The organism is Mycobacterium sp. NPDC006124 (assembly GCF_040614235.1).
GTDB lineage: Bacteria > Actinomycetota > Actinomycetes > Mycobacteriales > Mycobacteriaceae > Mycobacterium.
Map to the genome: position 1 here is coordinate 620,125 of NZ_JBEXUA010000001.1, position 26,052 is coordinate 646,176.

Consider the following 26,052-nt stretch of genomic DNA (forward strand, 5'->3'; position numbering starts at 1 on the left):
CCGATAAGTTGGCAGTCAGCGAATTCGAACGCATGTCGGTGAGCCGTGGGACGGGCACACTGGACTTACTCCAACACGAAGGCGGAACGCACTGATGGCCAACCCGTTCAGCAAGGCGTGGAAGTACCTCATGGCGCTGTTCAGCTCCAAGGTCGACGAGTACGCCGACCCCAAGGTGCAGATCCAGCAGGCCATCGAGGACGCGCAGCGCCAGCACCAGGGCCTCACCCAGCAGGCGGCGTCGGTGATCGGCAACCAGCGTCAGCTGGAGATGCGTCTCAACCGCCAGTTGGCCGACATCGAGAAGCTCCAGGTCAACGTGCGCCAGGCGCTGACGCTCGCCGATCAGGCCGCGACGTCGGGTGACGCCGCCAAGGCTACCGAGTACAACAATGCCGCCGAGGCGTTCGCCGCCCAGCTCGTCACCGCCGAGCAGAGCGTCGAGGACCTCAAGACGCTGCACGACCAGGCGTTGCAGGCAGCCGGCCAGGCCAAGAAGGCCGTCGAGCAGAACGCCATGGTGCTGCAGCAGAAGATCGCCGAGCGCAGCAAGCTGCTCAGCCAGCTCGAGCAGGCCAAGATGCAGGAACAGGTCAGCGCCTCGCTGCAGTCGATGAGCGAGATCGCCGCGCCGGGCAACACTCCCAGCCTCGATCAGGTGCGCGACAAGATCGAACGCCGTTACGCCAACGCCATGGGGTCGGCGGAGCTGGCCCAGAACTCCGTGCAGGGTCGCATGATGGAGGTCCAGCAGGCCAGCGTGCAGATGGCCGGACACTCTCGCCTGGAGCAGATTCGCGCGTCCATGCGTGGCGATGCGCTGCCCGCCGGTGACGGCACCTCGGCACCCGCGACGCCTGCGACCAATCCGCCGGCGGCCACGCCGGAAAATCCGCTCTCGCAATAGTTCTCGAAGGTAGGTGGGCCATGGCAGCGGAACCTCGAACCGGACGGGTCGACGGGTGGCGCACGCTGGCCCAGCGGGGCGTCGACACCGCGGCGGAGTTGTCCGACGTCGTGGCGCAGCGACTCGGCCTCGCCGCCGACCCGCGAGCCAAGCTGCTGCGCAAGCGTAAGTGGGCGCTTCGCGCGGCGGTGTTCCTCGCCTTCTCGACGGGGCTGTGGATCGCCGTGACCTGTGTGCTCGCGTCCTGGGACGTCATCCCCGCCTGGGTGCTCCCGATCCCGGCCTCCATCGCCGTCGGCGCCGCCTTCCTCGCCACCCTGGCCGTGCTGCGGTATCGGTGGCTCAAGCGGTCCCCGTTACCTGCGGAACGACGGGTGCGCCGGTTGCCGCCGTGGGGCTCTGCGGCCCGCCAGCCGATCGCGGCACTGAATTCGGCTGAGCGGGGGCTGTTCTCGCTCCTCGGGGTGATGGAGCGGGGTCACATGCTCCCGGCCGACGAACTGTCCGAGATCGCGGCCGTCGCCAACCAGACCTCGGCGGCCATGATGGCGACGGCCAACGAGGTGGTGTCGATGGAGAAGGCGGCCAATGCCGCACCCCAGTCTCGCGTTCACCTGACCCCGACGATCCGGGCGTTCGCGGCCCAACTCGACGGCGGCGTGCGGCAATACGACGAAATGGTCGAGGCCGCAGCCCAATTGGTGTCGGCTGCCAGCTCCGGGTCGATGTCCAACTCGGCGATGTCTGCGCAGCGGCAGCGTCACGAACTGGGCAACGCGACGGACCGGCTCGCGGGTTGGGCGCAGGCCTTCGACGAACTCGGGCACCGGCGCGGCGCCTGAGGGCTCAGACGGCGCTGCTGCTCGGCGGGCCCGAGCGGGGACCGTACTTCTCGGCGTACGCGTCGTGAATGTGGGCGTCGCGCTGGCGGTTTCGATAGTCCACCAGGCTGGTGTCCAGTCCGTGCTTGCGCAGCATGTGGCGACGCCACACCTTGTTGAGCGCGTGCGAGAAGAAGACGAACGGAATCAGGATCGGCAACGTCGTCGACAGATGCAGGTACAACGACATCGGAACGATCCAGAACGGCGTCAGTATCAACACCGCCGGGACGATCATGCGGACCATCATGCGTCGCGTGGCACCGGGGCCGGCGAGGTCGTCGGCCACCCACTGGCGCATCGACGTCGGCAGGCGCCTTCCGTAGCAGTAGCCGACGTACTGCAGGAGATTGGGCGTGCTGCGCCCGGCCGGCGAGGTCACCGGAACCGGGGGCGCAGGGCGGGTACCGCGACTCCGGCGATACCGCGCACCGTCGCCTTGACCATGTCGAGGGTGTCGAAGTAGTCCCGCCACAGCGTGATTCGTCCGTCGTGAACCTCGAAGACGCCACACACCCAGAACTGCAGGCGCAACGGGCCGAGGATGAGCGCGTCGGTGCGTTCGTTGAGGACCGTCGAGCCCTCGCCGACGTTGCGGTGGAACACGACGTCGAAGCGCGCGCGGCCCTGCATGGCACGAAACAGCTTCATCGCGCGGGCACGACCACGGATGGTCGGCAGCCCGACGTTCTCGTAGACCAGGTCGTCGGCGAGCAGTGCGTCGGCCCCGTCGAAGTCCTCGTCCCTCAGCGCGAACAGGAACGCCTCGACGGTGTGGGCGTTGGTGGTGCTCGCGACGACTGAATTCTGGTCGGTCATGGACTAAGGGTAGTTGGCGAGCACTGTGGCAGGGTAGGGCGATGCGCGTGGCGGTGGTGGCCGGACCCGACCCGGGACACGCCTTCCCCGCCATGGCGCTGTGCCTGAAGTTCCTGGCCGCGGGGGACGAGCCGATACTGCTGACCGGAGCCCCGTGGCTGGACCTGGCCAGAGACCATGGTCTGCGGGCCATGCCGTTGGCCGGGCTGGACCCCGTCGACGGTGACGACGACACCGACTCCGGTGCCAAGCTGCACCGGCGGGCGGCGCGCATGGCGGTGGCCAACGAGCGCGGGCTCGCCGACCTCGACCTCGACCTGGTGGTGTCCGACGTCATCACCTCCTGTGGCGGGATGGCCGCCGAGATGCTGGGCCTGCCGTGGGTGGAGCTCAATCCGCACCCGCTGTACCGACCGTCGACGGGCCTTCCGCCGCTGGGCTCGGGGCTGGCGCCGGGGGTGGGCGTGCGAGGACACCTGCGCGACACGGTGATGCGGGCGCTGACCGCGCGGTCGTGGCGCGCGGGGCAGCGGCAACGCAGCGCCGCCCGCGTCGAGATCGGTCTGCCGGCCTCGGATCCCGGCCCGGTGCGCCGCCTGATCGCCACCCTGCCCGCACTCGAGGTGCCGCGCCCGGATTGGCCCGCCGAGGCCGTCGTCGTCGGGCCCCTGCACTTCGAACCCACGTCGACGGTCCTCGAGATTCCCAAGGGCGCCGGGCCCGTGATCGTGGTCGCTCCGTCGACGGCGGTGACCGGCACGCAGGGTCTCGCCGAACTGGCACTGGAGGCGTTGACGCCGGGGCGCACGGTGCCCACCGGCGCACGGGTGGTCGTCTCGCGCCTCGGGGGCGAGGGGGCCGCGGTGCCGCCATGGGCCGTCGTGGGACTCGGCCGTCAGGACGAGCTGCTCTCCCGGGCGGACGTGGTCGTCTGCGGCGGTGGGCACGGTCTGGTGGCCAAGGCGCTGCTGGCCGGCGTGCCGATGGTCGTGGTACCGGGCGGGGGAGACCAGTGGGAGATCTCCAATCGCGTTGCGCGCCAAGGCTTTGGCCGACTCGTCCGACCGCTGACCGCCGGTGCGTTGACCGCCGCCGTCGACGAGGTGCTGACCTCACCCGGATATCGCGAACGGGCCCGGCGGGCCGGCGGAAGCGTCGACTCCGTCGCCGATCCGGTACGGGTGTGCCACGACGCGCTGGTGTCCTCTCGGTAAGTTGGTGGGCGTGCGGCTGACGGAATTCCACGAGTTGGTCGACGGACAGTTTGGCCGAGTGCGCGGCGCCTCACTGCTCGTCGACCACGTCCTCAGCGGCATCGGCGGTCGAACCGCCCTTCAGGCCATCGAGGAGGGCGTCGACCCGCGCGAGGTCTGGCGGGCGCTGTGCGCCGACTTCGACGTGCCCCGCGACCAGTGGTGAACCGCTAGCTCGCAACGTCACCGGCGTGTCCTCTTGAATCGAACACGTGTTCGTCTACTGTGGGCTCTGTTCGACGGACATCTTGTCGGTGGCCTCCTCTAGCGTCACGGCCAACCGATCGGAACCGATCGAGAACTCACCAGGACGGAGAGCACCATGCCACAAGCCCCAGATCGCGAGAAGGCCCTCGAGCTGGCCCTCGCTCAGATCGAGAAGAGTCACGGCAAGGGGTCGGTGATGCGACTCGGCGAGGAGGTGCGTCAGCCGATCTCGGTCATCCCGACGGGGTCGATTGCCTTGGACGTGGCACTCGGCATCGGCGGGTTGCCCCGCGGCCGCGTCGTCGAGATCTACGGTCCGGAATCCTCGGGCAAGACCACCGTCGCGCTGCATGCGGTGGCCAACGCCCAGGCCGCCGGCGGCATCGCGGCGTTCATCGACGCGGAGCACGCGCTGGACCCGGAATACGCCAAGAGGCTTGGCGTGGACACCGATTCACTGCTGGTCTCGCAGCCGGACACCGGTGAGCAGGCCCTCGAGATCGCCGACATGCTGATCCGGTCCGGCGCGCTGGACATCCTGGTCATCGACTCCGTGGCCGCCTTGGTGCCCCGCGCCGAGATCGAGGGCGAGATGGGCGACAGCCACGTCGGTCTGCAGGCCCGGCTGATGAGCCAGGCGCTCCGCAAGATCACCGGTGCCCTGAGCAATTCGAACACCACGGCGATCTTCATCAACCAGCTGCGCGAGAAGATCGGCGTCATGTTCGGCTCGCCCGAAACCACCACCGGTGGAAAGGCGTTGAAGTTCTACGCCTCCATTCGGTTGGACGTCCGCCGCATCGAGACGCTCAAGGACGGCACCGACGCGGTCGGCAACCGTACCCGCTGCAAGATCGTCAAGAACAAGATGGCGCCACCGTTCAAGCAGGCCGAGTTCGACATCCTCTACGGCAAGGGCATCTCCAAGGAGGGCTCGCTCATCGACATGGGCGTCGAGCACGGATTCGTGCGCAAGTCCGGTTCCTGGTTCACCTACGAGGGTGAGCAACTGGGGCAGGGCAAGGAGAACGCGCGCAACTTCCTGCTCCAGAATCCCGAAGTGGCCGCCGAGATCGAGAAGAAGATCAAGGAGAAGCTCGGCATTGGTGCCGTGCTGACCGACGACGCCAGCAATGTCGAAGCCCTTCCCGCCCCAGTCGACTTCTGAGTCCGACGAGGAGCAGACGCAGGATCCCCGCGAACGCGAGGAGCAGGCACGCAACCTGTGCCTGCGTCTGCTCACCGTGCGGGCCCGCACCCGGGCCGAGCTCGCCGAGCGACTGACCAAGCGGGGATTTCCCGACGACGTCGGTGAACGGGTGCTCGACAGACTGGCGACGGTCGGGCTCGTCGACGACCAGGACTTCGCCGAGCAGTGGGTCCGGTCGCGACACGTCCACGCCGGAAAGGGCAAGCGCGCCTTGGCTGCCGAATTGCGCACCAAGGGCGTCGATGACGACGTGATCGCCGATGCGCTGGCCGACGTCGACTCCGACGCCGAGAGGGTTCGTGCCGAGCAACTCGTCGCCGACAAGTTGCGACGCGAGCGCCTCGACGACGACGGTGACGACGTGAAGGTCACGCGTCGGCTGGTCGGGATGTTGGCCCGCAAGGGATACGCCCAGTCTATGGCCTTCGACGTCGTGAAGGTCGCGTTGGCCAGCGAACGGGAACGTCGCCGGGTCTAGCCGTCGGCGTTGCCTGGGCAGTACACCTAGATCGTCCCGCCGGCACCCGCCCCGAAGGTGCCCTGGGTGACCGGGGCGGCGTGCAGGGGTTCGGGTCCGCGCTTGGAACGGCGTAGTCGGCCTTCCAGCCACGTCGCGAAGGCGCCGAGGCTGAAGTTCACACAAATCATGAGGACGGCGATGACGATCAACGCCGGAACGTAGTTGCCGTAGGCGGAACCCACCTGGGTGCCTTGGCGGACCATCTCCAGGAACGTGATCTGGTAGCCGATGGCGGTGTCCTTGAGCACCACCACCATTTGGGACACCAGGACCGGGAGCATCGAGGTGACGGCTTGGGGCAGCAGAATCGACCGCATGACCTGACCCCACCGCAGGCCCAGGGCTTCGGCGGCCTCGGATTGACCGCGGGGCAGGGCGTTGACGCCGGCGCGGACGATCTCGGCGATCACTGCGCCGTTGTAGAGCGTCAAACCCGTGATGACGCCGGCGAGTGCCAGGTACTTCGACGGGAAGACGTCGTAGGTGGCGTAGAGGAAGTACGCGAAGATCATCATGATCAGCACAGGTACGGCACGGAAGAATTCGACGATCACCGCGCATGGGCGGCGTATCGCGTCGCGGTGGGACAGGCGCCCGATGCCCAGCGCGAAGCCCAGCAGTAGTGCGAGCACGATCGACACCGCGGCCGCCGTCAGCGTGCCCTGCACGCCGGGCAGCACGTAGGTCTTCCAGAGGTTGCCGGTCAGGAATGGTTCCCACTTAGCGGCCGTCAGCTGGCCCTTGGCCTCGAGTCGGGAGTAGACCACCCACGCCACGGCCGCCACGAGTACCACCGTGACGGCGCTGATGACCCGGTTGCGCACCCGGGCACGGGGACCCGGGGCGTCGAAGAGGACCGATGCGCCGCTCATCGTGCTACCGCCAACCGTCGGCCCAGCCAGCCGAACAACAAGCCCAGCGGCAAAGTCAGGATCACGAAGCCCAACGCGAAGATGGCGCCGATGGTGGCAAGGGCGGCCGTGTTCTCGATCATCTCCTTCATCAGCAACGCCGCTTCGGCGACGCCGATGGCCGAGGCGATCGTGGTGTTCTTGGTCAGCGCGATCAGCACCGAACCCAGGGGGATGACGACCGCGCGAAAGGCTTGCGGCAGCATCACCATCCGCAGGTTTTGACCGAAGGTGAACCCGAGTGAGCGGGCTGCCTCGGCCTGCCCGAGCGGGACGGTGTTCACCCCGGCGCGCACCGTCTCACAGACGAACGCCGCGGTGTAGACGGTCAGGCCCAGGACGGCCAGGCGGAAGTTGCTGTCCTCGATCGAGGTCCTGGATTGTGAGTCGACCAGGGTGATGCCCAACGTCTGGGCCAGTCCGAACGAGCAGAACAGGATGATCAGCGTCAACGGGGTGTTGCGGATGACGTTGACGTAGGTGGTGCCCACCCAGTTGAGCATCGGCACCGGTGCCAGCCGCATCGCGGCCAGCACCGTGCCGAGGATCAACGCTCCGACGGCGGAGAACACCGTCAACTGGATGGTGGTCCAGAACGCCTCGAAGATCTGAGCTTGATATTCGGAGAAGATCTCCACGTTTTCTCCGCTGCGTCAGGGCCGGCGAATCACTTGGCCAGGGCCGGCGGCGCAGGCGTCGCGATGCCAGCCGGGCCGAGGTTCTTCTCGAACGCCTTGGCCCAGTCGCCGTCCTTCTCCATCTTGGTGATCGCGTCGCTGATCTTGGTTTGGAGGTCGGTGTCGTCCTTCTTGAGGCCGATGCCGTAGTTCTCCTCGGAGAACGGCTGCCCGACGATCTTGAACGTGCCGGGGCTTTGGGCGGCGTAACCGGCCAGGATGACCTCGTCGGTGGTGACCGCGTCGATCGCGCCGTTCTTGAGCGCCTCGATGCAGGCGGAGTAGGTGTCGTACTGCTGCAACTGCACGCCCGGGTACTTGTCCTTGATGCGCTGGGCAGGTGTGGACCCCGACACCGAGCACAGCTTCTTGTTGTTCTGCAGCGAATCGGGTCCGGTGATGTCGGTGTTGTCGGCCTTGACCAGCAGGCTCTGCCCGGTGACCAGATACGGGCCGGCGAAGGACACCTTCTCCTTGCGGGCGTCGGTGATCGAGTAGGTCGCCGCGATGAACTTGACCTGGTCGTTCTGGATCAGTGTCTCGCGCTGCGCGGAAGGGGATTCCTTCCATTCGATCTTGTCGGGGGTGAAGCCGAGCTGGCCCGCGACGTAGGTCGCGACGTCGACGTCGAACCCGCTCATCGTCCCGTCGGGGTTCTTCAGCCCGAGGCCGGGCTGGTCGAACTTGGTGCCGATGACGATCTTGCCGTCGTCACCGCCGGAGCCCCCGCCACCGCACGCGGTGACCGACAGTGGCAGTGCGACGGCGAGCGCCAGGGCGGCGACCACCCTGAATCGAAGAGACGGCTTGCGTGAGGGCACAGCAGTATTCCTTTCGCCGAGCGTTCAGTGGTTGAGGATCTTGCCGAGGAAGTCCCTGGCGCGTTCGGATTTGGGGTTGGAGAAGAATTCCTGAGGTTCGGCGTCTTCGACGATGGCGCCGTCGGCCATGAACACGATCCGGTTGGACGCGCGGCGGGCGAAGCCCATCTCGTGGGTCACCACCACCATGGTCATGCCGTCCTCGGCGAGGGAGGTCATCACGGCCAGCACCTCGTTGATCATCTCGGGGTCCAGCGCGCTGGTGGGTTCGTCGAACAACATGACCTTGGGGTGCATGGCCAGCGAGCGGGCGATCGCCACGCGTTGCTGCTGACCACCCGAGAGCTGGGCGGGGTACTTGTCGGCCTGGTTGGCGATCCCGACGCGCTCCAACAACGCCATCGCCGCCGCGTGTGCCTCGTCCTTGGAGGACTTGCGGACCTTCATCGGGGCGAGGGTCACGTTTTGCAGAATCGTCTTGTGCGCGAACAGGTTGAAGGACTGGAACACCATGCCGACGTCGGAGCGCAGCTGAGCGAGTTTGCGGCCTTCCTCGGGCAACTTCTCGCCGTCGATCTCGATGGTGCCCGAGTCGACCGGTTCGAGCCGATTGATGGTGCGGCACAACGTCGACTTGCCCGAGCCCGACGGTCCCAGCACCACCACGACCTGGCCGCGATCCACCTCGAGGTCGATGTCCTTGAGGACGTGAAGACTCCCGAAATGCTTGTTGACGCCCTTGATTGAGATCATCGGCGCGGTCGTCGGAGTCGGCTCGAGTGCGTCGGCCTCCGACCTGTCGGTCTGCATGCGCACAGACCTTACCCAGGTAACGATCAGCTGGCAGGGCTCTGGACGAACCCGGAGGTCCGGCGCCACGTCCGGCAAGTTTGGTTGCAGCTGGGCCCGCCGTAGGATCGGGGGGTGACTTCGACGGTGGCCAACGGTGCGTCCGCGCGCACCTTCCAGGTGCGCACCTACGGCTGCCAGATGAACGTGCACGACTCCGAGCGCCTTTCCGGCCTTCTCGAGCAGGCCGGTTACCAGCGCGCACCCGACGGCGCCGACGCCGACGTCGTGGTGTTCAACACCTGTGCGGTCCGGGAGAACGCCGACAACAAGCTGTACGGCAACATCAGCCACCTGGTGCCCCGCAAGGAGGCCAACCCGGACATGCAGATCGCCGTCGGTGGCTGCCTGGCGCAGAAGGATCGAGACGCGGTGCTCGTCCGGGCGCCGTGGGTCGACGTCGTCTTCGGCACCCACAACATCGGGTCGCTGCCGGCATTGCTCGACCGGGCCCGGCACAACCGGGAGGCGCAGGTCGAGATCGTCGAGTCGCTGCAGGAGTTCCCCTCCACGCTGCCGGCCTCGCGTGAATCCTCCTACGCGGCTTGGGTTTCCATCTCTGTCGGGTGCAACAACACCTGCACGTTCTGCATCGTGCCGTCCCTCCGTGGCAAGGAGACCGACCGGCGACCCGGTGACATCCTCGCCGAGGTGCAGTCCCTGGTCGACCAGGGTGTCGTGGAGGTGACGCTGCTGGGGCAGAACGTCAACGCCTACGGCGTGTCGTTCGCCACTGACGAGCGCCTGCGCGAGGACCCGACGACCTGGCGGGACCAGCCGGCCGATCGCGGCGCCTTTGCGAAGCTGCTGCGCGCCTGCGGCCGCATCGAGGGTCTGGAGCGCGTGCGCTTCACCTCGCCGCACCCGGCCGAGTTCACCGACGACGTGATCGAGGCGATGGCCGACACTCCGAACGTGTGCCCCACGCTGCACATGCCGCTGCAGTCCGGTTCGGACCGCATCCTGCGGGCGATGCGGCGGTCCTACCGCGCCGAGCGGTACCTCGGCATCATCGACCGAGTGCGCGCGGCCATCCCGCACGCGGCCATCACGACCGACCTGATCGTGGGATTCCCGGGCGAGACCGAGGACGACTTCGCCGCCACCCTCGAGGTGGTGGAGCGGGCCCGCTTCGCCAGTGCGTTCACCTTCCAGTACTCCAAGCGGCCGGGAACCCCCGCCGCCGACCTCCCCGACCAACTACCAAAGGCCGTCGTGCAAGAGAGATACATGCGCCTGATCGAACTTCAGGAGCGAATCTCGCTCGAGGAGAACGCCGCCCAGATCGGTACGCGAGTCGAACTCCTCGTCGCCACCGGGGAGGGACGCAAGGACGTCGCCACCGCCCGGATGTCCGGCCGGGCCCGCGACGGCCGGCTGGTGCACTTCGCCCCCGGCGGGCGCGACGTCCGTCCGGGTGACGTCGTCACCACCACGGTGACCAGCGCCGCACCGCACCACCTCATCGCCGACGCCGTCCTCCTCGAGCACCGCCGCACCAGAGCCGGTGACGCCCACGAGGCCGGCCGTCAGGTCACCACGGGCGGCACGAAGGCCGTCGGTCTCGGGCTGCCGCGCATCGGCATGCCGCCGGCGCAACCCGTCACGGCCGGGTGCAGCCGATGAGCCGCGAGGAGCGTCAGCCGAACTTCGACGAGTTCAAGGGCGACATCGAAGAGGCCGAACGCCGGGTGGCCCGTGAAATCGACCCGGGCGCACGGGCTTTGGTGGTCGCCGTCCTGGTCTTCGTCATCCTGCTCTCGTTCGTGTTGCCCCACACCGGCAGCGCCCGGGGGCTCGACGTCCTGGTCGGTTCCGACGCCGCCCTACGCGAGGCCATCGCCCTGCCTTCACGCGTGTTCACCTGGCTGATCCTGGTGTTCAGCGTCGGGTTCTCGATCCTGGCGCTGCTGACCCGCCGCTGGGGCCTGGCCTGGATCGCGCTGGCGGGGTCTGCCGTGGCATGCCCGATCGGGATGCTGGCGGTCTGGTCGCGGCAGACGGTCGCCGAGCCGCATCCCGGCCCGGGCATCGGTCTGATCGTCGCGTGGATCGCGGTCATCCTGCTGTCGTTCCACTGGGCACGGGTGGTCTGGTCGCGCACGGCGGTCCACCTCGCCGCCGAGGAGGAACGGCGCCGCTTGGCCGCCGAACGCCAGCGGACGACGATCCTGGACCTCGGCCAAGGACCGCCCGAGAAGCGGGGCCCCTCGGCGCCGGGGCCCGAGCCGGGCGCCGGTTAGCGCTTCTTGCTCAGCGCGGCCACGGCGGCCTCGGCCCACTCTCGCCACTGCGTCGCGCTGGCCCTGGCCTGCTCGGCGTCCTTCGTGCGACCGGCGGCCTCGGCCTTGACGGCCTGCTGCTCGAACTGTTCGGCGCGCAGCCGGAACTGATCGGCCCTGGCCTGTGCCTCCGGGTCGGTGCCACCACCGGATGACGTCGTGTCGCGGATCTTCTTCTCGACGGCCTTCATTCGGCGCTCGAACTCCGGCGCCTTCTCGCGGGGAACCTTGCCGACGGCGTCCCACTTGGCGCCCACGGTACGCAGCGCCGTCCGGGCGGCCTCCGGGTTGGACAGGTCGATGGCCTCGGCCTCGGCGAGCAGCGCCTCCTTCAGCGTGGCGTTCGCCTCGAACTCCGCGTCCCGCTCAGCGTTGACGGCGTTGCGTGCCTTGAAGAACTTGTCCTGGGCGGCCTTGAACCGCTTCCACAGGGCGTCGTCGACGTCCTTGGCGGCGCGGCCGGCCGCCTTCCACTCCGTCAGCATGTCGCGGAACGTCGCCGCCGTGGCGCCCCAGTCGGTCGAGTCGGCGAGCTTCTCGGCGCGCTCGCACAGCGCCTCCTTGGCCTGGCGGGTGCCCACGCGTTCGCGGTCCAGCTCGGCGAAGTGGGAGCCGCGGCGGCGGTTGAACGTCTCGCGCGCCGCCGAGTAGCGCTTCCACAGCGCGTCGTCGGTCTTGCGGTCCAGGCCCGTCACCGTGCGCCACTCGTCGAGGATCTCGCGCAGCCGGTCACCCGCGGCCTTCCACTGGGTGGCGTTGACTGCGATGTCCTCGGCCTCGGCGGCCAGCGCCTCCTTGCGCGCGGTCTGCGCCGCCCGGTGCTCGTCGCGCTTCTGACGTTCCTCGGCGGCATGGGAATCGGCCTGCTCGACGATGGCGTCGAGGCGAGCGGCCAGGGCGTCGACGTCACCGAGCACCGACGCCGTCGGCAGCGTCTCGGCCAGTGTGGCGGCGGCTGCCTTGATCTTGCGGGCGTCGCCGGTGCCCGAGGCCAGTCGGCGCTCCATCAGCGCCACCTCGGTGGCCAGGTCGTCGTAGCGCCGGCCGAAGTGGGCGTAGGCGGCTTCGTGCTCGCCGGCCTGCCACGAACCCACGACGCGCTCGCCGTCGGCGGTCACCAGCCACACCGTGCCGTCGTCGTCCACGCGGCCGAAGCGGTGCGGATCGCCGGACGGCGGCGCCACCACCGCCGCCGGGGCGGCGCCTGGTCGCGGCGCCGGGCGCGCAGGTCCTGGCCGGGGCACGGGCCGGGGTGTGGGCTTTGGTGCGTCGCTGGATTCGCTCGTCGTCATGTTCTCGAACCTCGTGCCCTCCGCGTGGGTGACCCACGCTCCTGCCGCGCAACGCGGCGCCTGTGCTCCTGATGGCTTGCTCGTGACATTCAAACAGGTTGGGCCGGGGTGCGCCCACGGCTTTGCACGAGCAGTTGCCCTCGAGGGGCTCCCCGGCCACCGCACTGGCTAGCGTGAAGGCGTGCTCACCGCCATCGCCCACGTCCCGTCGGCGCCCGTCCTGGTCCCCGAACTGGCGACCGGCGCGGCCCCTGAACTGCGCGATCTCGCGACCGCGGTGGCGCACGCGGCCGCCGAGCTGCCCGACCGCTGGTTCGTCGTCGGTGTCGGCGCGCGAGACGACGTGATCGGTCCCGCGACGGTAGGAACCTTCGGTGGCTACGGCGCCGACGTCCGGGTCGCGCTGTCCGAGCACGTCGCCGCCGCCCCGAAGCCCCTGCCGCTGTGTGCCCTCGTCGCGGCGTGGATCCGCACGACGTACGCATCGGCGGCCAGCGCCGAGGCGTGGGTCTACGCCCACGACCACACCGTCGAGGCCGCACTGGCCCGCGGCCGGGCCCTGCGCGCCGAGGCCGACGCGATCTCCGATCCCGTCGGGGTGCTGGTCGTCGCCGACGGGGCGAACACGCTCACCGCCTCGGCGCCGGGCGGGTACGACCCCGCGTCGGTCGCCGTCCAGACCGGCCTCGACGACGCGCTCGCGGCGGGCGACGTCGACGCTCTGACGCGTTTGCCCGACGCCGTCGTCGGCCGGGTGGCCTACCAGGTGCTCGCTGGTCTGGCCGGGTCCTCGCCGTGGCGCACGGGCGAGCTGTACCGCGGCGCCCCCTACGGCGTCGGGTACGCGGTCGGGACCTGGCGGCGGTGACCCCCACCGCGACCACCCGGCCCGTCGCCGTCGTCGGGCCGACGGGCACCGGCAAGAGCGACTTGGCATTGGACCTCGCGGAGCGGCTCGGCGGGGAGATCGTCAACGCCGACGCGATGCAGCTCTACCGCGGCATGGACATCGGCACCGCGAAGCTGCCGGTGGACCGCCGACGGGGGATCGAGCACCACCAGCTCGACGTCCTGGACGTCACCGAGACCGCGACCGTCGGTCGCTACCAGACCGCGGCCACCGCCGACGTCGAGGGCATCCTGGCTCGCGGGGCGGTGCCGGTGATCGTCGGCGGCTCCATGCTCTACGTTCAGTCGCTGCTCGACGAGTGGGCGTTCCCCGCGACCGACCCCGGCGTGCGCGCCCGGTGGGAGGCCAGGCTCGCCGACGTCGGCGTCACCGCCCTGCACGCCGAACTGGCCACCCTCGACCCCGAGGCCGCGGCGTCGATCCTGGCCACCGACGGCCGCCGCATCGTGCGCGCGCTGGAGGTCGGCGAGTTGACGGGCCAGCCGTTCGCGGCCAGCGCGCCGGTGATCGGCGACCCCCGCTGGGACACGTTGATCGTCGGATTGGATTGGGAGACAGAGTGTCTCGACGACCGACTGCGGCGCCGTACCGACGCGATGTTCGACGACGGCCTGGTCGAGGAGGTCGCGGCGCTGCAGCGGCGCGGGCTGCGCGAGGGGACGACGGCCTCACGGGCCCTGGGTTACGCACAGGTGCTCGACGCGCTCGGCCAGACCCCCGGGGACGGGGACGTCGACGCCGCGCTCGCCGAGGCCAGGGAGCGGACCTTCCTGGGCACCAGGCGTTACGTGCGGCGACAGCGATCCTGGTTTCGCCGCGACCACCGCATCCATTGGTTCGACGGGTCCGCCGCCGGCAACCTCGACGCCGTCCTCGCACTGTGGCGACACGTATCCTGATCAGGTGATGTTCGCCAAGGGGCACGGGACGGAGAACGACTTCGTCGTGCTGCCCGACGTCGGCGCCCGCGTGACGTTGACCCCGGGGTCGGTCTCGGCGCTGTGTGACCGCCGCCGCGGTCTCGGCGCCGACGGCGTCCTGCGGGTCACCACCGCCGACGCCGCCCTGGCCGCCGGCGTCTTCGACCGGATTCCCGACGGCGTCGCCCCCGACGACTGGTACATGGACTACCGCAACGCCGACGGGTCGATCGCCCAGATGTGCGGCAACGGCGTGCGGGTGTTCGCCCACTATCTGCGCGTGAGCGGACTCGAGCACCGCGACGAATTCGTGGTCGGCTCGTTGGCCGGACCGCGTCAGGTGGTGCTGCGCGATGTCACCGACCTGTCCGCCGACGTCACGGTCGACATGGGCAAGGCCAACGCGTTCGGCACGGCGACGGCCACGGTCGGCGGACGTGAATTCCACGGGGTGGCGGTCGACGTCGGAAACCCGCACCTGGCCTGCGTCGACGGCTCACTCAGCGTCCCGGAGCTCGCCGACCTCGACGTCGCCGCGCCGGTCACCTTCGACGCGGGCCTCTTTCCCGACGGCGTCAACGTCGAAGTGCTCACCGCACCGGTCGGCGGCGTGGTGACGATGCGGGTGCACGAGCGCGGGGTCGGCGAAACCCGTTCGTGCGGAACGGGAACGGTGGCGGCCGCGGTCGCCGCCCTTCGTCATCGGGGCGATGAGACGGGCACGCTCACCGTGCGGATACCCGGCGGGGAGGTGACCGTGACGGTCACCGACGCCACCAGCCACCTTCGCGGACCGTCGGTGATGGTGGCCCAGGGCGAGCTGTCGGAGCACTGGTGGCGAGCCCAGCTGTGAAAATTCGGATGCACGAGACCACCTAAGAGGGGCAATATCTCCAACTACATGACGACTCCCAGACTGCCCAGCACGGGCGAACTCGACCTCGACGACCGCTCGGCGCTGCGCCGGGTGGCAGGCCTGTCCACCGAGCTGACCGACGTCACCGAGGTCGAATACCGGCAACTGCGGCTCGAACGCGTCGTCCTGGTCGGCGTCTGGACCGACGGGACCGCTGCCGATGCCGATGCCAGCATGGCCGAACTCGCCGCACTCGCCGAGACGGCCGGCTCCGAGGTCCTCGAGGGCATGGTGCAGCGGCGCGACAAGCCAGACGCGGGAACCTACATCGGCTCGGGCAAGGCCAAGGAGTTGCGCGACGTCGTCGTGGCGACCGGCGCCGACACCGTCATCTGTGACGGCGAACTGACCCCCGGGCAGCTCAACGCGCTGGAGAAGGCGGTCAAGGTCAAGGTCGTCGACCGCACCGCGCTGATCCTGGACATCTTCGCCCAGCACGCCACCTCCGCCGAGGGCAAGGCTCAGGTCGCCTTCGCGCAGATGGAGTACATGCTGCCGCGGCTGCGCGGCTGGGGCGAGTCGATGTCGCGCCAAGGTGGCGGCGCCGGCGGCAGCGGCGGGGGAGTGGGCACCCGCGGACCCGGTGAGACGAAGATCGAGACCGACCGACGCCGGATCCGCGAACGAATGTCCAAGCTGCGGCGCGAGATCAAGGACATGAAGAAGATCCGTGACACGCAGCGCGGGCGCCGGCTGCGCAGTGACGCGGCGTCGGTCGCCATCGTCGGGTACACCAACGCGGGCAAGTCGAGTCTGCTCAACGCGCTCACCGGCGCGGGCGTGCTCGTCGAGAACGCGTTGTTCGCCACGCTCGAACCCACTACGCGCCGTGGATATTTCGAGGACGGTCGGCCCTTCGTCCTGACCGACACCGTCGGGTTCGTCCGGCACCTGCCCACCCAGTTGGTGGAGGCCTTCCGGTCGACGCTGGAAGAGGTCGTCGACGCCGATCTGTTGATCCACGTGATCGACGGCTCCGACGTCAACCCGCTGGCTCAGGTCAACGCGGTCCGTCAGGTCGTCAACGAGGTGGTGCGGGAGTACGACATCGCCCCACCCCCAGAGTTGTTGGTGGTCAACAAGACCGACGCCGCGACGGGTCTCGGCCTGGCGCAGTTGCGACGCGCGCTGCCCGACGCCGTATTCGTCTCGGCCCGCACCGGCGACGGACTCGACCGTCTACGTAGCCGGATGAGCGAGATGGTCGAGCCCACCGACGTCACCGTCGACGTCACGATTCCCTACGAACGTGGTGAACTCATCGCCCGCATGCACGCCGAGGGTCGGGTCGACGCGACCGAGCACACCGAGACCGGCACCCGGTTGAAGGCACGCGTACCGGCGGCACTGGCCGCCGCACTTGCCGACTTCGTCACGTTGTAGGCCGCTACGGCGGCAACGGCCCTCGCGTGCGGTAGAGTTCGAGTCGATGTTGGTGTCGCTTCGCGCCGTCAACACGTCGTGGAACGCTCGATCTTCCCGGTGCTTTCGGCCACAGTGACGTGGCCCACTGCACATCGGTGATCAGTGCATAGCACTAGCTCTTCTCGCGGCGATCGATTTTGCCCACCGGCAATCTCGCCCATCGAGCCACGGATTCGCCTGACCCCTCTACGTCTTGCGCAGACGCGGCCGCACCCATGCCCGAAAGGCACTTCACACACATGACTTCAGCTGCACCCACCTTCGAATCCCTCGGTGTGCCAGAGCGCGTCAGCCGCGTCCTCGCCGACCAGGGCATCGCCAGCCCGTTCCCGATCCAGACCGGCACACTGCCCGACACGCTCGGCGGGCGCGACGTGCTCGGCCGCGGCAAGACCGGCAGCGGCAAGACGCTGGCCTTCTCCATCCCGCTGGTGTCGCGCCTGGCCGGCGGCCACCGCCGCCCGTCGCAACCGACCGGTCTGGTGCTCGCGCCGACCCGCGAGCTGGCCACCCAGATCACCGCCGTCATCGCGCCGCTCGCCGCCGCGCTCGGCATGAACGTCACCACCATCTTCGGCGGGGTCTCCCAGAGCCGTCAGGTGTCCGCACTGCGCGCCGGCGTCGACATCGTCGTCGCCTGCCCCGGACGTCTGGAAGACCTGATGAAGCAACGCCACATCTCGCTGGACTCGGTGCAGATCACCGTGCTCGACGAGGCCGACCACATGGCCGATCTCGGCTTCCTGCCCGGCGTGACGCGCATCCTGGCGGCCACCCCGGCCAACGGTCAGCGGCTGCTGTTCTCGGCGACCCTGGACAACGGCGTCGACAAGCTCGTCAACCGCTTCCTGCGCAACCCCGTCACGCACTCCGTCGACGAGATCGACGCGCCGCCGGTGGCCATGACCCACCACGTGTTCCACGTCGCCGGTGCCCAGGAGAAGACTCAGCTGGTGCACCTGCTCGCCTCGGGCACCGGTCGCCGAATCCTGTTCATGCGCACCAAGCATCAGGCGCGCAAGCTCGCCAAGCAGCTCACCGACGCCGGGGTTCCGTCGGTCGACCTGCACGGCAACCTGTCCCAGCCGGCCCGCGACCGCAACCTCGCGGCGTTCAGTTCCGGTGACGCGCGCGTGCTCGTCGCCACCGACATCGCCGCACGCGGCGTCCACGTCGACGACGTCGAACTCGTCGTGCACGTCGACCCGCCCGTCGAGCACAAGGCCTACCTGCACCGGTCGGGGCGGACCGCACGCGCCGGCAGCGCAGGCGACGTCGTGACCGTCGTGCTGCCCGACCAGCGCAGGGACACCCAGCAATTGCTGCGAAAGGCCGGCATCACCGCGGCGCCGCAGCAGGTGCGAGCGGACTCGGCGAGCGTTCTCGAACTCGTCGGCGAGATCGCACCCCACCGCGAGCCGCCGGTGCGCCCGGCCACGCCGCCGACCTCGCGCGGTGGCAACCGTCGCACCGGTGGATCGGGCCGCGGCAACGGTGCTCCGTTCCGGGGCAACGCGGCCGGCGGTCGACCGGGCGGCGACGCTCGTCGCGGCGGCGGTCCCCGTCGTTCGCGCTCCGGCTCCGGCCGGGCACAGACCGGCTCCTAGTCGTCGACCCTCGGGTGGCCTTCGGGCCGCCCGAGGAGGGTTGGCGGTTGGTGGGCGCGTACCGGTGGCAGCGGGCCGTCGTACCGTTCCACCTCCACCAGCACGTGAGCGCCGGTGCAGCCCTTGGCCAACGACGACGTGCCGACGTCCGCGGTGAGGACGTTGGGGTTGCCGTGCACGCACATCGCGTCCGGGTCGGCCGGGTCCTGCGGGTCGTACCAGGCGCCGGTCGACAACTGCACCACCGCCGGCCGCAGATCGTCGTCGACGACGACTCCGGCCAGGCACGCGCCGCGGTCGTTGAACACCCGCACCACCTCGCCCGCCACGAGGCCGCGGTCGCGCGCATCGTCGGGGTGCATGCGAATCGGTTCGCGCCCGTGGATCTTGGCGTCCAGGCTGGTCTTCCCGCCGTCGAGCTGACCGTGCAGGCGCGTCGCGGGCTGGTTGGCCAGCAGGTGCAGCGGATAGATCGCCGCCCGGGGTCCGCGGAGCCATTCCTCCGGTTCGTACCACGTGGGATGGCCCGCGCAGTCGTCGTAGCCGAACCCGTCGATGTCCTCGGAGAAGATCTCGATGCGCCCGCTGGGTGTGCCGAGGCGGTGGGCCGCCGGGTCGGCCCGGAAATCGGCCAGCAGTGAGAGTCCGTCCTCGGTCGGCAGCACGACGTGCCCGGCGGCCCAGAACTCGTCGAAGGTCGGCACCTCGAAGTCGAGCTGGGCCGACCAGGTCTGGTACAGGTGCACCAGCCATTCGTGGGCGGTGCGGCCCTCGGTGAACTCGCCGCCGAACCCCAGTCTGTCGGCCATCGCCGAGAACGTCGCGTAGTCGTCGCGGGACTGGGCGTACGGCTCGGCGAGGGCAGGCATCGCCATCAGACGCGGGTCGTTGCGCGACCCGGAGTAGTCGTCGCGTTCGAACGGCGTCGTCGAGGGCACGACGACGTCGGCGTGCTTGGCCATCGCGGTCCAGTACGGGTCGTGCACGACGACGGTGTCGACCCGCCCGAGGGCGCGGCGAAGCCGGGGCAGATTCTGGTGGTGGTGGAACGGGTTTCCGCCGGCCCAGTACACGCACTTGACGTCCGGGTAGGTGAGTCGGCGGCCGTTGAAGTCGAACTCCTCGCCGGGGTGCAACAGCATGTCGCTGACCGCGGCCACGGGGATGAACGTCGACACCGGGTTGAGACCCTGTGGCAGCGTGGGCAATCGGCAGCGGATCGGCGCCATGCCGACCTCGTTCTGCGATCCGTACCCGTGGCCGAATCCGCCGCCCGGCACGCCGATCTGGCCGAGCATCGCGGCGAGCGTCAGTCCCATCCAGGGTGCTTGCTCGCCATGGCGGGCGCGTTGCAGCGACCAACTCACCGTCACCAACGTCCGCGCGGCCGCCATGCGGCGGGCCAGGGCCACCAGCGTCTCGGCGGGAACCCCGCTGATCTCGGCCGCCCACCCCGGCGACTTGGCCACCCCGTCGTCGAGGCCCAGAAGGTACCGCTCGAAGCGCGGGTAGCCGGTGCAGTGGCCGTCGAGGAAGGCGCGGTCGGCGAGTCCCTCGGTGGCCAATACGTGGGCCAGTCCCAGCATGATCGCCACGTCGGTGCCGGGCACGGGGGCCAGCCAGTCGCAGTCGCCGGTGGTGTCGTCGCGCAGCGGGCTCACCGACACGATTTGGCCGCCGCGGTCGCGAACCCGTTGCAGCCCATGGCGGGTCGGATGCTCGGTGGTGCCACCGGCGTTGACGGCGGCGTTCTTCACCCCGATGCCACCGAAGGCCACGATCAGCTCGGTGTGCTCGGCGACGACGTCCCACGAGGTGGAGCGTTGGAAGAGGTCGTCGTGGGTGCCGACGACGCGCGGCATGATGACTCCCGTCGCACCCAGGCTGTAGGAGTGACGCGAAAACGTATATCCACCAAGCATCTTGAGGAACCGGTGCACCTGGCTCTGCGCGTGGTGGAAGCGGCCGGCACTGGCCCATCCGTAGGACCCGCCGTAGATGGCCTCGTTGCCGTGGACGTCGACGATGCGACGAAGCTCGTCGGAGAGCCGTTCGGTGAGCTCGTCCCACGACACGGCCACGAACTCGTCGGACCCGCGGCGCGTCGTGGGGCCTGGCCCGTCCTCGAGCCAGCCGCGGCGGATGGCGGGTGTCTGCACCCGGGAGCGGTGCCGGATCGAGCCCGCGAGATTGCCGAGAAGGGGAGAGGGGTCGGCGTCGGCGGAGAACGGTTGGACCGACGCGATGTCGCCGTCGCGGACGTCTGCGGTGAACGCACCCCAGTGGGTCAGTGACGTCGGAGGGTTCGCCATCAGGCCGATCCTAGGGTGCCGCGGGCATCGGCGGACGGTCACCAATTCGCCACGGTCGCGATCCGCCAACCATCCGGTTGGGTGGTATATCGTCGAGGCCACTCACCTCGCACCCCTCACCCCCTACGGAGGTCGGCCATGGGCGCCGTCAAGTACGACCGCACGTTGTTCGAGCCGGAGCACGACATGTTCCGCGAGTCCTACCGCGCGTTCCTGGAGCGGCACGTCGCGCCGTTCCACGACGAGTGGGAGAAGAACAAGATCGTCGACCGGCAGGTGTGGTTGGAGGCCGGCAAGCAGGGGTTCCTCGGCATGGCCGTGCCCGAGGAGTACGGCGGCGGCGGCAACGACGACTTCCGCTACAACGTCATCGTCACCGAGGAAACGTCGGCCAGCCGCTTCAGCGGACTGGGCTTTCCCTTGCAGAACGACGTCATGGCACCGTACTTCCTGCGCCTGACCACCGAGGAGCAGAAGCAGCGCTGGCTGCCCGGCTTCTGCTCCGGTGAGTACATCACCGCGATCGCCATGACCGAGCCGGGCACCGGCAGCGACCTGCAAGGCATCAAGACCCGAGCCGTCAAGCAGGAGGACGGCAGCTGGGTGCTCAACGGCTCGAAGACGTTCATCACCAACGGCATCAACGCCGATCTGGTCATCGTCGTCGCCTGCACCGATCCCGAGAAGGGCGCGCTGGGCTTCTCGCTGCTCGTCGTCGAGCGGGGGATGGAGGGGTTCGAACGCGGGCGCCATCTCGACAAGATCGGCCTCGAGGCGCAGGACACGGCGGAGTTGTCCTTCACCGACGTGCACGTACCGGCTGAGAACCTGCTCGGCGAGGAGGGGTCGGGATTCGTCTACCTGATGCAGAACCTGCCCCAGGAGCGCATCAGCATCGCCGTCATGGCCGCCGCCGGCATGGAGGCCGTGCTCGAGCAGACGCTGCAGTACGCCAAGGACCGCAAGGCGTTCGGCAAGCCCATCGGAAGCTTCCAAAACAGCAGGTTCACCCTCGCGGAGCTGGCCACCGAGGCCACCGTGGTCCGGATGATGGTCGACGAGTTCGTGAGACTGCACCTCGAGGAGAAGTTGACCGTCGAGCAGGCCGCGATGGCGAAGTGGTACGCCACGGAGGCTCAGGTGAAGCTCAACGACCGCTGCCTGCAGCTGCACGGCGGCTATGGCTACATGCGTGAATATCCCGTGGCCAGGGCTTTCCTGGACGCCCGCATTCAGACGATCTACGGCGGGACCACCGAGATCATGAAGGAGATCATCGGCCGCAGCCTGGGTGTCTAGCGCACTTTCCTGCACCGTGTTGGGCCGGCCCGTTGGCGCGACACATGCCCCGACGGGTTGGATATCCCTCAAGATGGACGTCGGCTGACGCAAAGTTGACGCACGCGGAACTCACGGGAGTCCGGCGCAACTCGTTGGGGAGGACACGCAATGACGGGGCTTGGAACCCGGCTCGGCAGGACGATCGGACGCGCAGGCGTCGTCGTCGTCGCGGTGATGGGTGCGGTGCTGCTCGTCGCACCCCTCGCGGCGGCCACGCCCGAGGGCGACGCCGACTCCGCGATCACCCAGGCCTGGGACGCCGGCGGGGGTCCGACCGGACCCCTCGGCGTCAAGGACGGCGGCGTGTATCCGGCGGGTGCCGGCTTCGGCCAGAACTTCGCCGGCGGCAAGATCTTCTTCACCCCTGAAACCGGTGCGCATGCCATGACCGGCGCAATCCTCGACGAGTATCAGGCGTTGGGCGGGCCGGCCGACGGCGACCTCGGCTTTCCGACCATCGACGAAGGGGACGGCAAGGCACCGGGAAGCCGGAACACGACCTTCAGCGCGGCCGATCGTCCGGTGATCTTCTGGACTCCCGACACGGGTGCGCACGTGGTGCGCGGCGCGGTCAACTCCGCGTGGGACAAGCTGGGCGGTTCGGCCGGGGTGCTCGGCGTCCCCACCGACGACGAGACCTACCGCGGCGACGAGATTGGCCAAACCTTCACCGGCGGCCAGATCACCTGGAACCGCAAGACCAACGCCTTCACCACCGTTCCGCCGGAGCTGGCCGACCAACTCGCCGGGCTGGAGATTCCCGGGGACGTGACGACGGCCATCGCCACGGCGCGCAGGGCAGCGGGCGGTCCGCTGGGGCCGCTGGGCGCCTCCGACGGCGACCAGTACGCCATCGGGTCCGACGGCGCCGGCCAGAACTTCGCGGGCGGCAAGATCTACTACAGCCCCGCGACGGGCGCCAACGTCCTGACCGGACAGGTACTGGCCAAGTACGAAAGCGTGGGCGGGCCCGAGGGTGACCTCGGATTCCCCACCGGCGACGAAACCGACGGTGGTCTGGCGCCCATGAGCAAGGTCGCCAGCTTCGCTGCCGCGGACAAGCCGGTGATCTTCTGGACGCCCGACTTCGGCGCGGTGATCGTGCGGGGGGCGATGAACGCGGCCTGGACGAAGCTCGGTGGCGCCACGGGGCAGCTGGGCGCTCCGACGGCCGACCAGAGCGTCGACGGCGACGTCGTCACCCAGAAGTTCAGCGGCGGTGCCGTCTCGTGGAACAAGACGACCAACGAGTTCACCACCGAGCCGGCCAGCCTGCAGTCTCAGCTCAAGGGGCTCGAGGTGCCCGGTGCCACGTCGCCGGAGGCGTCGGCCGCCCCCGCCGCGAGCTCGGACGGCGGGTCCGGGTGGTTCCGGCCCAACGTGTGGTGGCTGCTGGGCATCGTGCCGGTGCTGATCCTGATCGGGGTGGTGGCGGCCGCCGTGCTGCTGAACCGCCGCCGCCATGACCGCGCCTCGCGCGACGAGTTCGACGACGATTACGACGACGATTACGACGAGGACGACTACCTGGAGGAACACTCCGGACCCATCCCCGTGGGCGAGCACGGCGCCGACTCGGAGGGGCGACGCAGCAGCTGGGCGATGCCCGCCGATGAGCACGGGGACGGTTCCCCGACGGCCGACGGGGAGACCCACGACGGCTTCGTAGCCGATCTGTCGGACGACCAGGACGCCATCGACACCGCCCCGACACCGATCGTCGCGACGACCGGGGACGAACCCGAGGCGCCGTGGTTCTCCGATCTGGACGAGCCTGATTCCGTCACCACCGCCGATCCCGTCATCATGGTCGAGCCCGTCGTCGAGGAGCCCGTCGTGGACGATGAGGCGCAGCCCGAACCGGAATTCGACAGTGGCCCGCCCAGCGGTCGGCATGCGGCCATCCACCTCGCGGAGCCGGTGGTGGCCGAGCCGTCGCTGCGACTCGCCCGAGGTGACCGTGACGCCCCCTCCGGGTATCCGATCAAGGCCGATACCAAGACGGGCCTGTATTGGACACCGGGCAGCGGCGGGTACGACGACGTCGAACCCGAGATATGGTTCGCCAGTGAGGAATTCGCGCTGACGAACGGTTTCGCCAAGGGCTAGCGGTGAGCTAGACCTTGCGGATCACGGTGACCACCTTGCCGAGGATGGCTGCGTCGTTGCCGGGAATCGGGTCGAAGGCCGGGTTGTGCGGCATCAACCACACCTGGCCGCTCGTGCGTTTGAAGGTCTTGACGGTGGCCTCGCCGTCGATCATGGCCGCCACGATGTCGCCGTTGTCGGCGACGTTCTGCTGACGGATCACGACCCAGTCACCATCGCAGATCGCTGCGTCGACCATCGATTCGCCGACCACCTTCAGCAGGAACAAGGAACCCTCGCCGACGAGTTCACGCGGCAGTGGGAAGACGTCTTCGACGGCTTCCTCGGCCAGGATCGGTCCGCCGGCCGCGATGCGGCCCAAGACTGGCACGAACGTCGGTACGGGCAGTGCGTCGGACCCGGCGACGTCGGTGGTGACCGTGGCGGGAGGCTGCCGCGACGGATCGTCGACCGCGCGGACGTCGACGGCGCGGGGCCGGTTCGCGTCGCGACGTAGGTAGCCCTTGCGCTCCAGCGTGCGGAGTTGGTGGGCGACCGACGACGTCGAGGTCAAACCGACGGCGTCGCCGATCTCGCGGATGCTGGGCGGATATCCACGGGTCATCACCGACGTGCGGATGACCTCCAGGATGGTGCGCTGACGTTCGGTCAGAACCGTGTCGTTGCTGTCGCTCATGGCGCCGAATGTAGTCGCCCCACGGCACGGAATCAAACATGTGTTCGACGCGTGTCGCGCTCCAGTCGTCACGCGCGGACTTGTCGGTGGGTCCCGCTACGGTTTGCAACAGTTCGATCACGTGTTCTAGTCATCGAACACCTGAGCGATTAACATTCGAACACAAGAGCGAACCGAGACCCACTGGAAAGGCCCGCGAGATGACGATCATCACCCGAGAAGACCCCACCGACCTCGTCGTGCGGCCCATGCGGCCGGTGCGGCGTACCTCGCCTGGTGCGCGGCGCGGTCCGCAGCCGCACCGGCCCGCGGGTACGCCCATCGACTACCGGGGCACCGGTGTCCTGATGTCACGGGCGTCCCACCGCCGCAAGAAGGTCACCCCGCTGGCGACCGTGTTGCTGGCACTCGTCGCGGCCGCCATCACGGTGTGGCTCGGACTCGTTGCGGAGATGGCGGCCCCGGAGTCGCCCGCCACCACCCCGCCGCGGCTCGCCGTGGTGCAGGTCCAGGCCGGCGAATCGCTGGAGCAGCTGGCCCAGCGCATTGCCCCCGACGCCTCGGTGGGTGCGGTGGTCGACGAGATCCGCGACCTCAACGAGTTGAAGACGGCCGCGGTCGACGCCGGGCAGACGCTCATCGCGCCGGTTGGGTGATCCCCGGCATGCGCCGTCAATATCGCTGCCGTGCAACGGTAGGCTCGTATGCGACCGGAGTAGGTTCGTGCGGCGAAGGAGCGGAGATGCACTGTCCGTTCTGCCGTCATCCCGATTCGCGGGTGGTGGATTCGCGCGAAGCCGATGAGGGCCAGGCGATTCGACGCCGCCGGTCCTGCCCGGAGTGTGGCCGTCGGTTCACCACCGTCGAGACCGCCGTCCTCGCGGTCGTCAAGCGCAGCGGTGTCACCGAACCGTTCAGCCGCGAAAAGGTCATCAAGGGTGTGCGACGCGCCTGCCAGGGCCGCGACGTCGACGACGACGCCCTGAACCTGTTGGCCCAGCAGGTGGAGGATGCCGTGCGTGCCGCCGGTTCGCCGGAGATCCCCAGCAACGAGGTGGGTTTGGCCATTCTCGGCCCGCTTCGCGACCTGGACGAAGTGGCCTACTTGCGCTTCGCGTCGGTCTACCGGTCGTTCTCGTCGGCGGCAGACTTCGAACGCGAGATCGAGGCGCTGCGCGCCCACCGGGGCGTGGCGTCGACCTGACGT

26 protein-coding genes are annotated in these 26,052 nt (G+C 69.0%); 17 read left to right on the forward strand and 9 right to left on the reverse strand.

Going from position 1 to position 26,052, the window contains the following annotated elements; genetic code table 11:
• Window positions 1-94 precede the first annotated feature (94 nt).
• The gene (gene pspA, locus ABZ195_RS02940; RefSeq protein WP_355214674.1) at window positions 95-907 is read left to right on the forward strand and encodes a phage shock protein PspA; all 813 of its coding nucleotides are present in this window, start codon (window positions 95-97) and stop codon (window positions 905-907) included.
• Between the two features lie 20 nt (window positions 908-927).
• Entirely contained in the window at window positions 928-1,749 is an 822-nt protein-coding gene (locus ABZ195_RS02945; protein WP_355214676.1) for a hypothetical protein, read from the forward strand.
• Between the two features lie 4 nt (window positions 1,750-1,753).
• Here the strand turns inward: ABZ195_RS02945 and ABZ195_RS02950 are convergent, their stop codons facing one another.
• Together ABZ195_RS02950 and ABZ195_RS02955 are read right to left on the reverse strand one after the other, a co-directional pair.
• Window positions 1,754-2,170 carry a DUF5313 domain-containing protein gene (locus ABZ195_RS02950; RefSeq protein ID WP_355214678.1) on the reverse strand — a complete coding sequence of 139 codons (417 nt, stop codon included), beginning with the start codon at window positions 2,168-2,170 and terminating at the stop codon, window positions 1,754-1,756.
• Window positions 2,167-2,607: a limonene-1,2-epoxide hydrolase family protein gene (locus ABZ195_RS02955; RefSeq protein WP_355214680.1), complete on the reverse strand. Its 441-nt coding sequence runs from the start codon at window positions 2,605-2,607 to the stop codon at window positions 2,167-2,169. Before ABZ195_RS02955 ends, ABZ195_RS02950 begins: the two co-directional genes overlap by 4 nt.
• 41 nt (window positions 2,608-2,648) lie before the next feature.
• On the opposite strand from ABZ195_RS02955, the gene ABZ195_RS02960 reads away from it, so the two are divergent.
• The 4 genes from ABZ195_RS02960 (at window position 2,649) to recX (ending at window position 5,755) form a co-directional block, all read left to right on the forward strand.
• On the forward strand, window positions 2,649-3,821 hold the full coding sequence (locus ABZ195_RS02960; protein ID WP_355214682.1) for a glycosyl transferase: 1,173 nt from the start codon (window positions 2,649-2,651) through the stop codon (window positions 3,819-3,821).
• A gap of 10 nt (window positions 3,822-3,831) precedes the next feature.
• The gene (locus ABZ195_RS02965; protein ID WP_355214684.1) at window positions 3,832-4,026 is read left to right on the forward strand and encodes a DUF3046 domain-containing protein; all 195 of its coding nucleotides are present in this window, start codon (window positions 3,832-3,834) and stop codon (window positions 4,024-4,026) included.
• Window positions 4,027-4,182: 156 nt separating this feature from the next.
• Window positions 4,183-5,235 carry a recombinase RecA gene (gene recA / locus ABZ195_RS02970; RefSeq protein WP_355214685.1) on the forward strand — a complete coding sequence of 351 codons (1,053 nt, stop codon included), beginning with the start codon at window positions 4,183-4,185 and terminating at the stop codon, window positions 5,233-5,235.
• Window positions 5,201-5,755, forward strand: coding sequence for a recombination regulator RecX (gene recX, locus ABZ195_RS02975; RefSeq protein WP_355214687.1), 555 nt, complete (start codon window positions 5,201-5,203; stop codon window positions 5,753-5,755). Before recA ends, recX begins: the two co-directional genes overlap by 35 nt.
• A 26-nt stretch (window positions 5,756-5,781) precedes the next feature.
• Here recX and ABZ195_RS02980 read toward each other — a convergent pair whose 3' ends face one another.
• Genes ABZ195_RS02980 through ABZ195_RS02995 form a run of 4 tightly spaced genes read right to left on the reverse strand, consistent with a single transcriptional unit; the run spans window position 5,782 to window position 8,959 of the window.
• Window positions 5,782-6,669 (reverse strand): amino acid ABC transporter permease, encoded by an 888-nt coding sequence (locus ABZ195_RS02980; RefSeq protein ID WP_355214689.1) that lies wholly within the window; start codon window positions 6,667-6,669, stop codon window positions 5,782-5,784.
• On the reverse strand, window positions 6,666-7,346 hold the full coding sequence (locus ABZ195_RS02985; RefSeq protein ID WP_355214691.1) for an amino acid ABC transporter permease: 681 nt from the start codon (window positions 7,344-7,346) through the stop codon (window positions 6,666-6,668). Before ABZ195_RS02985 ends, ABZ195_RS02980 begins: the two co-directional genes overlap by 4 nt.
• 29 nt (window positions 7,347-7,375) lie before the next feature.
• A complete protein-coding gene (locus ABZ195_RS02990; RefSeq protein ID WP_355214693.1) occupies window positions 7,376-8,206 on the reverse strand; it encodes a glutamate ABC transporter substrate-binding protein in 831 nt (276 codons plus the stop codon).
• A 24-nt stretch (window positions 8,207-8,230) separates the two neighbouring features.
• Window positions 8,231-8,959, reverse strand: a complete 729-nt coding sequence (locus tag ABZ195_RS02995; RefSeq protein WP_355214945.1) for an amino acid ABC transporter ATP-binding protein — start codon at window positions 8,957-8,959, stop codon at window positions 8,231-8,233.
• A gap of 171 nt (window positions 8,960-9,130) precedes the next feature.
• On the opposite strand from ABZ195_RS02995, the gene miaB reads away from it, so the two are divergent.
• Entirely contained in the window at window positions 9,131-10,681 is a 1,551-nt protein-coding gene (miaB, locus tag ABZ195_RS03000; RefSeq protein WP_355214695.1) for a tRNA (N6-isopentenyl adenosine(37)-C2)-methylthiotransferase MiaB, read from the forward strand.
• A complete protein-coding gene (locus ABZ195_RS03005; RefSeq protein ID WP_355214697.1) occupies window positions 10,678-11,298 on the forward strand; it encodes a hypothetical protein in 621 nt (206 codons plus the stop codon). The genes miaB and ABZ195_RS03005 overlap by 4 nt, the downstream gene beginning before the upstream one ends.
• Here ABZ195_RS03005 and ABZ195_RS03010 read toward each other — a convergent pair.
• Window positions 11,295-12,629, reverse strand: coding sequence for a DUF349 domain-containing protein (locus ABZ195_RS03010; RefSeq protein WP_355214698.1), 1,335 nt, complete (start codon window positions 12,627-12,629; stop codon window positions 11,295-11,297). The two genes, ABZ195_RS03005 and ABZ195_RS03010, sit on opposite strands and share 4 nt — an antisense overlap.
• 181 nt (window positions 12,630-12,810) lie before the next feature.
• Between ABZ195_RS03010 and ABZ195_RS03015 the strand changes: the two genes are divergently transcribed.
• From ABZ195_RS03015 to ABZ195_RS03035, 5 genes are all read left to right on the forward strand, one after another.
• The gene (locus ABZ195_RS03015) at window positions 12,811-13,497 is read left to right on the forward strand and encodes a hypothetical protein (RefSeq protein WP_355214700.1); all 687 of its coding nucleotides are present in this window, start codon (window positions 12,811-12,813) and stop codon (window positions 13,495-13,497) included.
• Entirely contained in the window at window positions 13,494-14,438 is a 945-nt protein-coding gene (gene miaA / locus ABZ195_RS03020; RefSeq protein ID WP_355214702.1) for a tRNA (adenosine(37)-N6)-dimethylallyltransferase MiaA, read from the forward strand. The genes ABZ195_RS03015 and miaA overlap by 4 nt, the downstream gene beginning before the upstream one ends.
• A gap of 4 nt (window positions 14,439-14,442) precedes the next feature.
• Window positions 14,443-15,312 carry a diaminopimelate epimerase gene (gene dapF, locus ABZ195_RS03025; RefSeq protein ID WP_355214704.1) on the forward strand — a complete coding sequence of 290 codons (870 nt, stop codon included), beginning with the start codon at window positions 14,443-14,445 and terminating at the stop codon, window positions 15,310-15,312.
• Between the two features lie 48 nt (window positions 15,313-15,360).
• Window positions 15,361-16,758: a GTPase HflX gene (gene hflX, locus ABZ195_RS03030; protein WP_355214705.1), complete on the forward strand. Its 1,398-nt coding sequence runs from the start codon at window positions 15,361-15,363 to the stop codon at window positions 16,756-16,758.
• Between the two features lie 281 nt (window positions 16,759-17,039).
• Complete coding sequence (locus ABZ195_RS03035; protein WP_355214707.1) at window positions 17,040-18,407, forward strand: DEAD/DEAH box helicase; 1,368 nt, start codon at window positions 17,040-17,042, stop codon at window positions 18,405-18,407.
• Here ABZ195_RS03035 and ABZ195_RS03040 read toward each other — a convergent pair.
• Window positions 18,404-20,719, reverse strand: coding sequence for a molybdopterin guanine dinucleotide-containing S/N-oxide reductase (locus ABZ195_RS03040; RefSeq protein ID WP_355214708.1), 2,316 nt, complete (start codon window positions 20,717-20,719; stop codon window positions 18,404-18,406). The two genes, ABZ195_RS03035 and ABZ195_RS03040, sit on opposite strands and share 4 nt — an antisense overlap.
• A 138-nt stretch (window positions 20,720-20,857) precedes the next feature.
• On the opposite strand from ABZ195_RS03040, the gene ABZ195_RS03045 reads away from it, so the two are divergent.
• Both ABZ195_RS03045 and ABZ195_RS03050 read left to right on the forward strand, forming a co-directional pair.
• Window positions 20,858-22,018, forward strand: a complete 1,161-nt coding sequence (locus ABZ195_RS03045) for an acyl-CoA dehydrogenase family protein (protein ID WP_355214710.1) — start codon at window positions 20,858-20,860, stop codon at window positions 22,016-22,018.
• A gap of 150 nt (window positions 22,019-22,168) precedes the next feature.
• A complete protein-coding gene (locus tag ABZ195_RS03050; RefSeq protein ID WP_355214712.1) occupies window positions 22,169-24,169 on the forward strand; it encodes a hypothetical protein in 2,001 nt (666 codons plus the stop codon).
• 7 nt (window positions 24,170-24,176) lie between these two features.
• Here the strand turns inward: ABZ195_RS03050 and lexA are convergent, their stop codons facing one another.
• Window positions 24,177-24,845, reverse strand: coding sequence for a transcriptional repressor LexA (gene lexA, locus ABZ195_RS03055; RefSeq protein ID WP_355214714.1), 669 nt, complete (start codon window positions 24,843-24,845; stop codon window positions 24,177-24,179).
• Window positions 24,846-25,045: 200 nt separating this feature from the next.
• On the opposite strand from lexA, the gene ABZ195_RS03060 reads away from it, so the two are divergent.
• Window positions 25,046-25,501, forward strand: a complete 456-nt coding sequence (locus ABZ195_RS03060; protein WP_355214716.1) for a LysM peptidoglycan-binding domain-containing protein — start codon at window positions 25,046-25,048, stop codon at window positions 25,499-25,501.
• Between the two features lie 86 nt (window positions 25,502-25,587).
• Window positions 25,588-26,049, forward strand: coding sequence for a transcriptional regulator NrdR (gene nrdR, locus ABZ195_RS03065; RefSeq protein WP_149478881.1), 462 nt, complete (start codon window positions 25,588-25,590; stop codon window positions 26,047-26,049).
• Window positions 26,050-26,052: the final 3 nt, after the last annotated feature.

Coding starts and splice junctions, on each gene's coding strand:
- ABZ195_RS02995 (WP_355214945.1), bottom strand. CDS start 8,959: ATGATCTCAATCAAGGGCGTCAACAAGCATTTCGGGAGTCTTCACGTC.
- ABZ195_RS03045 (WP_355214710.1), top strand. CDS start 20,858: ATGGGCGCCGTCAAGTACGACCGCACGTTGTTCGAGCCGGAGCACGAC.
- nrdR (WP_149478881.1), top strand. CDS start 25,588: ATGCACTGTCCGTTCTGCCGTCATCCCGATTCGCGGGTGGTGGATTCG.
- ABZ195_RS03040 (WP_355214708.1), bottom strand. CDS start 20,719: ATGGCGAACCCTCCGACGTCACTGACCCACTGGGGTGCGTTCACCGCA.
- ABZ195_RS03010 (WP_355214698.1), bottom strand. CDS start 12,629: ATGACGACGAGCGAATCCAGCGACGCACCAAAGCCCACACCCCGGCCC.
- recA (WP_355214685.1), top strand. CDS start 4,183: ATGCCACAAGCCCCAGATCGCGAGAAGGCCCTCGAGCTGGCCCTCGCT.
- ABZ195_RS03005 (WP_355214697.1), top strand. CDS start 10,678: ATGAGCCGCGAGGAGCGTCAGCCGAACTTCGACGAGTTCAAGGGCGAC.
- ABZ195_RS03060 (WP_355214716.1), top strand. CDS start 25,046: ATGACGATCATCACCCGAGAAGACCCCACCGACCTCGTCGTGCGGCCC.
- ABZ195_RS02955 (WP_355214680.1), bottom strand. CDS start 2,607: ATGACCGACCAGAATTCAGTCGTCGCGAGCACCACCAACGCCCACACC.
- lexA (WP_355214714.1), bottom strand. CDS start 24,845: ATGAGCGACAGCAACGACACGGTTCTGACCGAACGTCAGCGCACCATC.
- recX (WP_355214687.1), top strand. CDS start 5,201: ATGTCGAAGCCCTTCCCGCCCCAGTCGACTTCTGAGTCCGACGAGGAG.
- ABZ195_RS03035 (WP_355214707.1), top strand. CDS start 17,040: ATGACTTCAGCTGCACCCACCTTCGAATCCCTCGGTGTGCCAGAGCGC.
- ABZ195_RS02945 (WP_355214676.1), top strand. CDS start 928: ATGGCAGCGGAACCTCGAACCGGACGGGTCGACGGGTGGCGCACGCTG.
- hflX (WP_355214705.1), top strand. CDS start 15,361: ATGACGACTCCCAGACTGCCCAGCACGGGCGAACTCGACCTCGACGAC.
- ABZ195_RS02980 (WP_355214689.1), bottom strand. CDS start 6,669: ATGAGCGGCGCATCGGTCCTCTTCGACGCCCCGGGTCCCCGTGCCCGG.
- ABZ195_RS02960 (WP_355214682.1), top strand. CDS start 2,649: ATGCGCGTGGCGGTGGTGGCCGGACCCGACCCGGGACACGCCTTCCCC.
- pspA (WP_355214674.1), top strand. CDS start 95: ATGGCCAACCCGTTCAGCAAGGCGTGGAAGTACCTCATGGCGCTGTTC.
- ABZ195_RS03050 (WP_355214712.1), top strand. CDS start 22,169: ATGACGGGGCTTGGAACCCGGCTCGGCAGGACGATCGGACGCGCAGGC.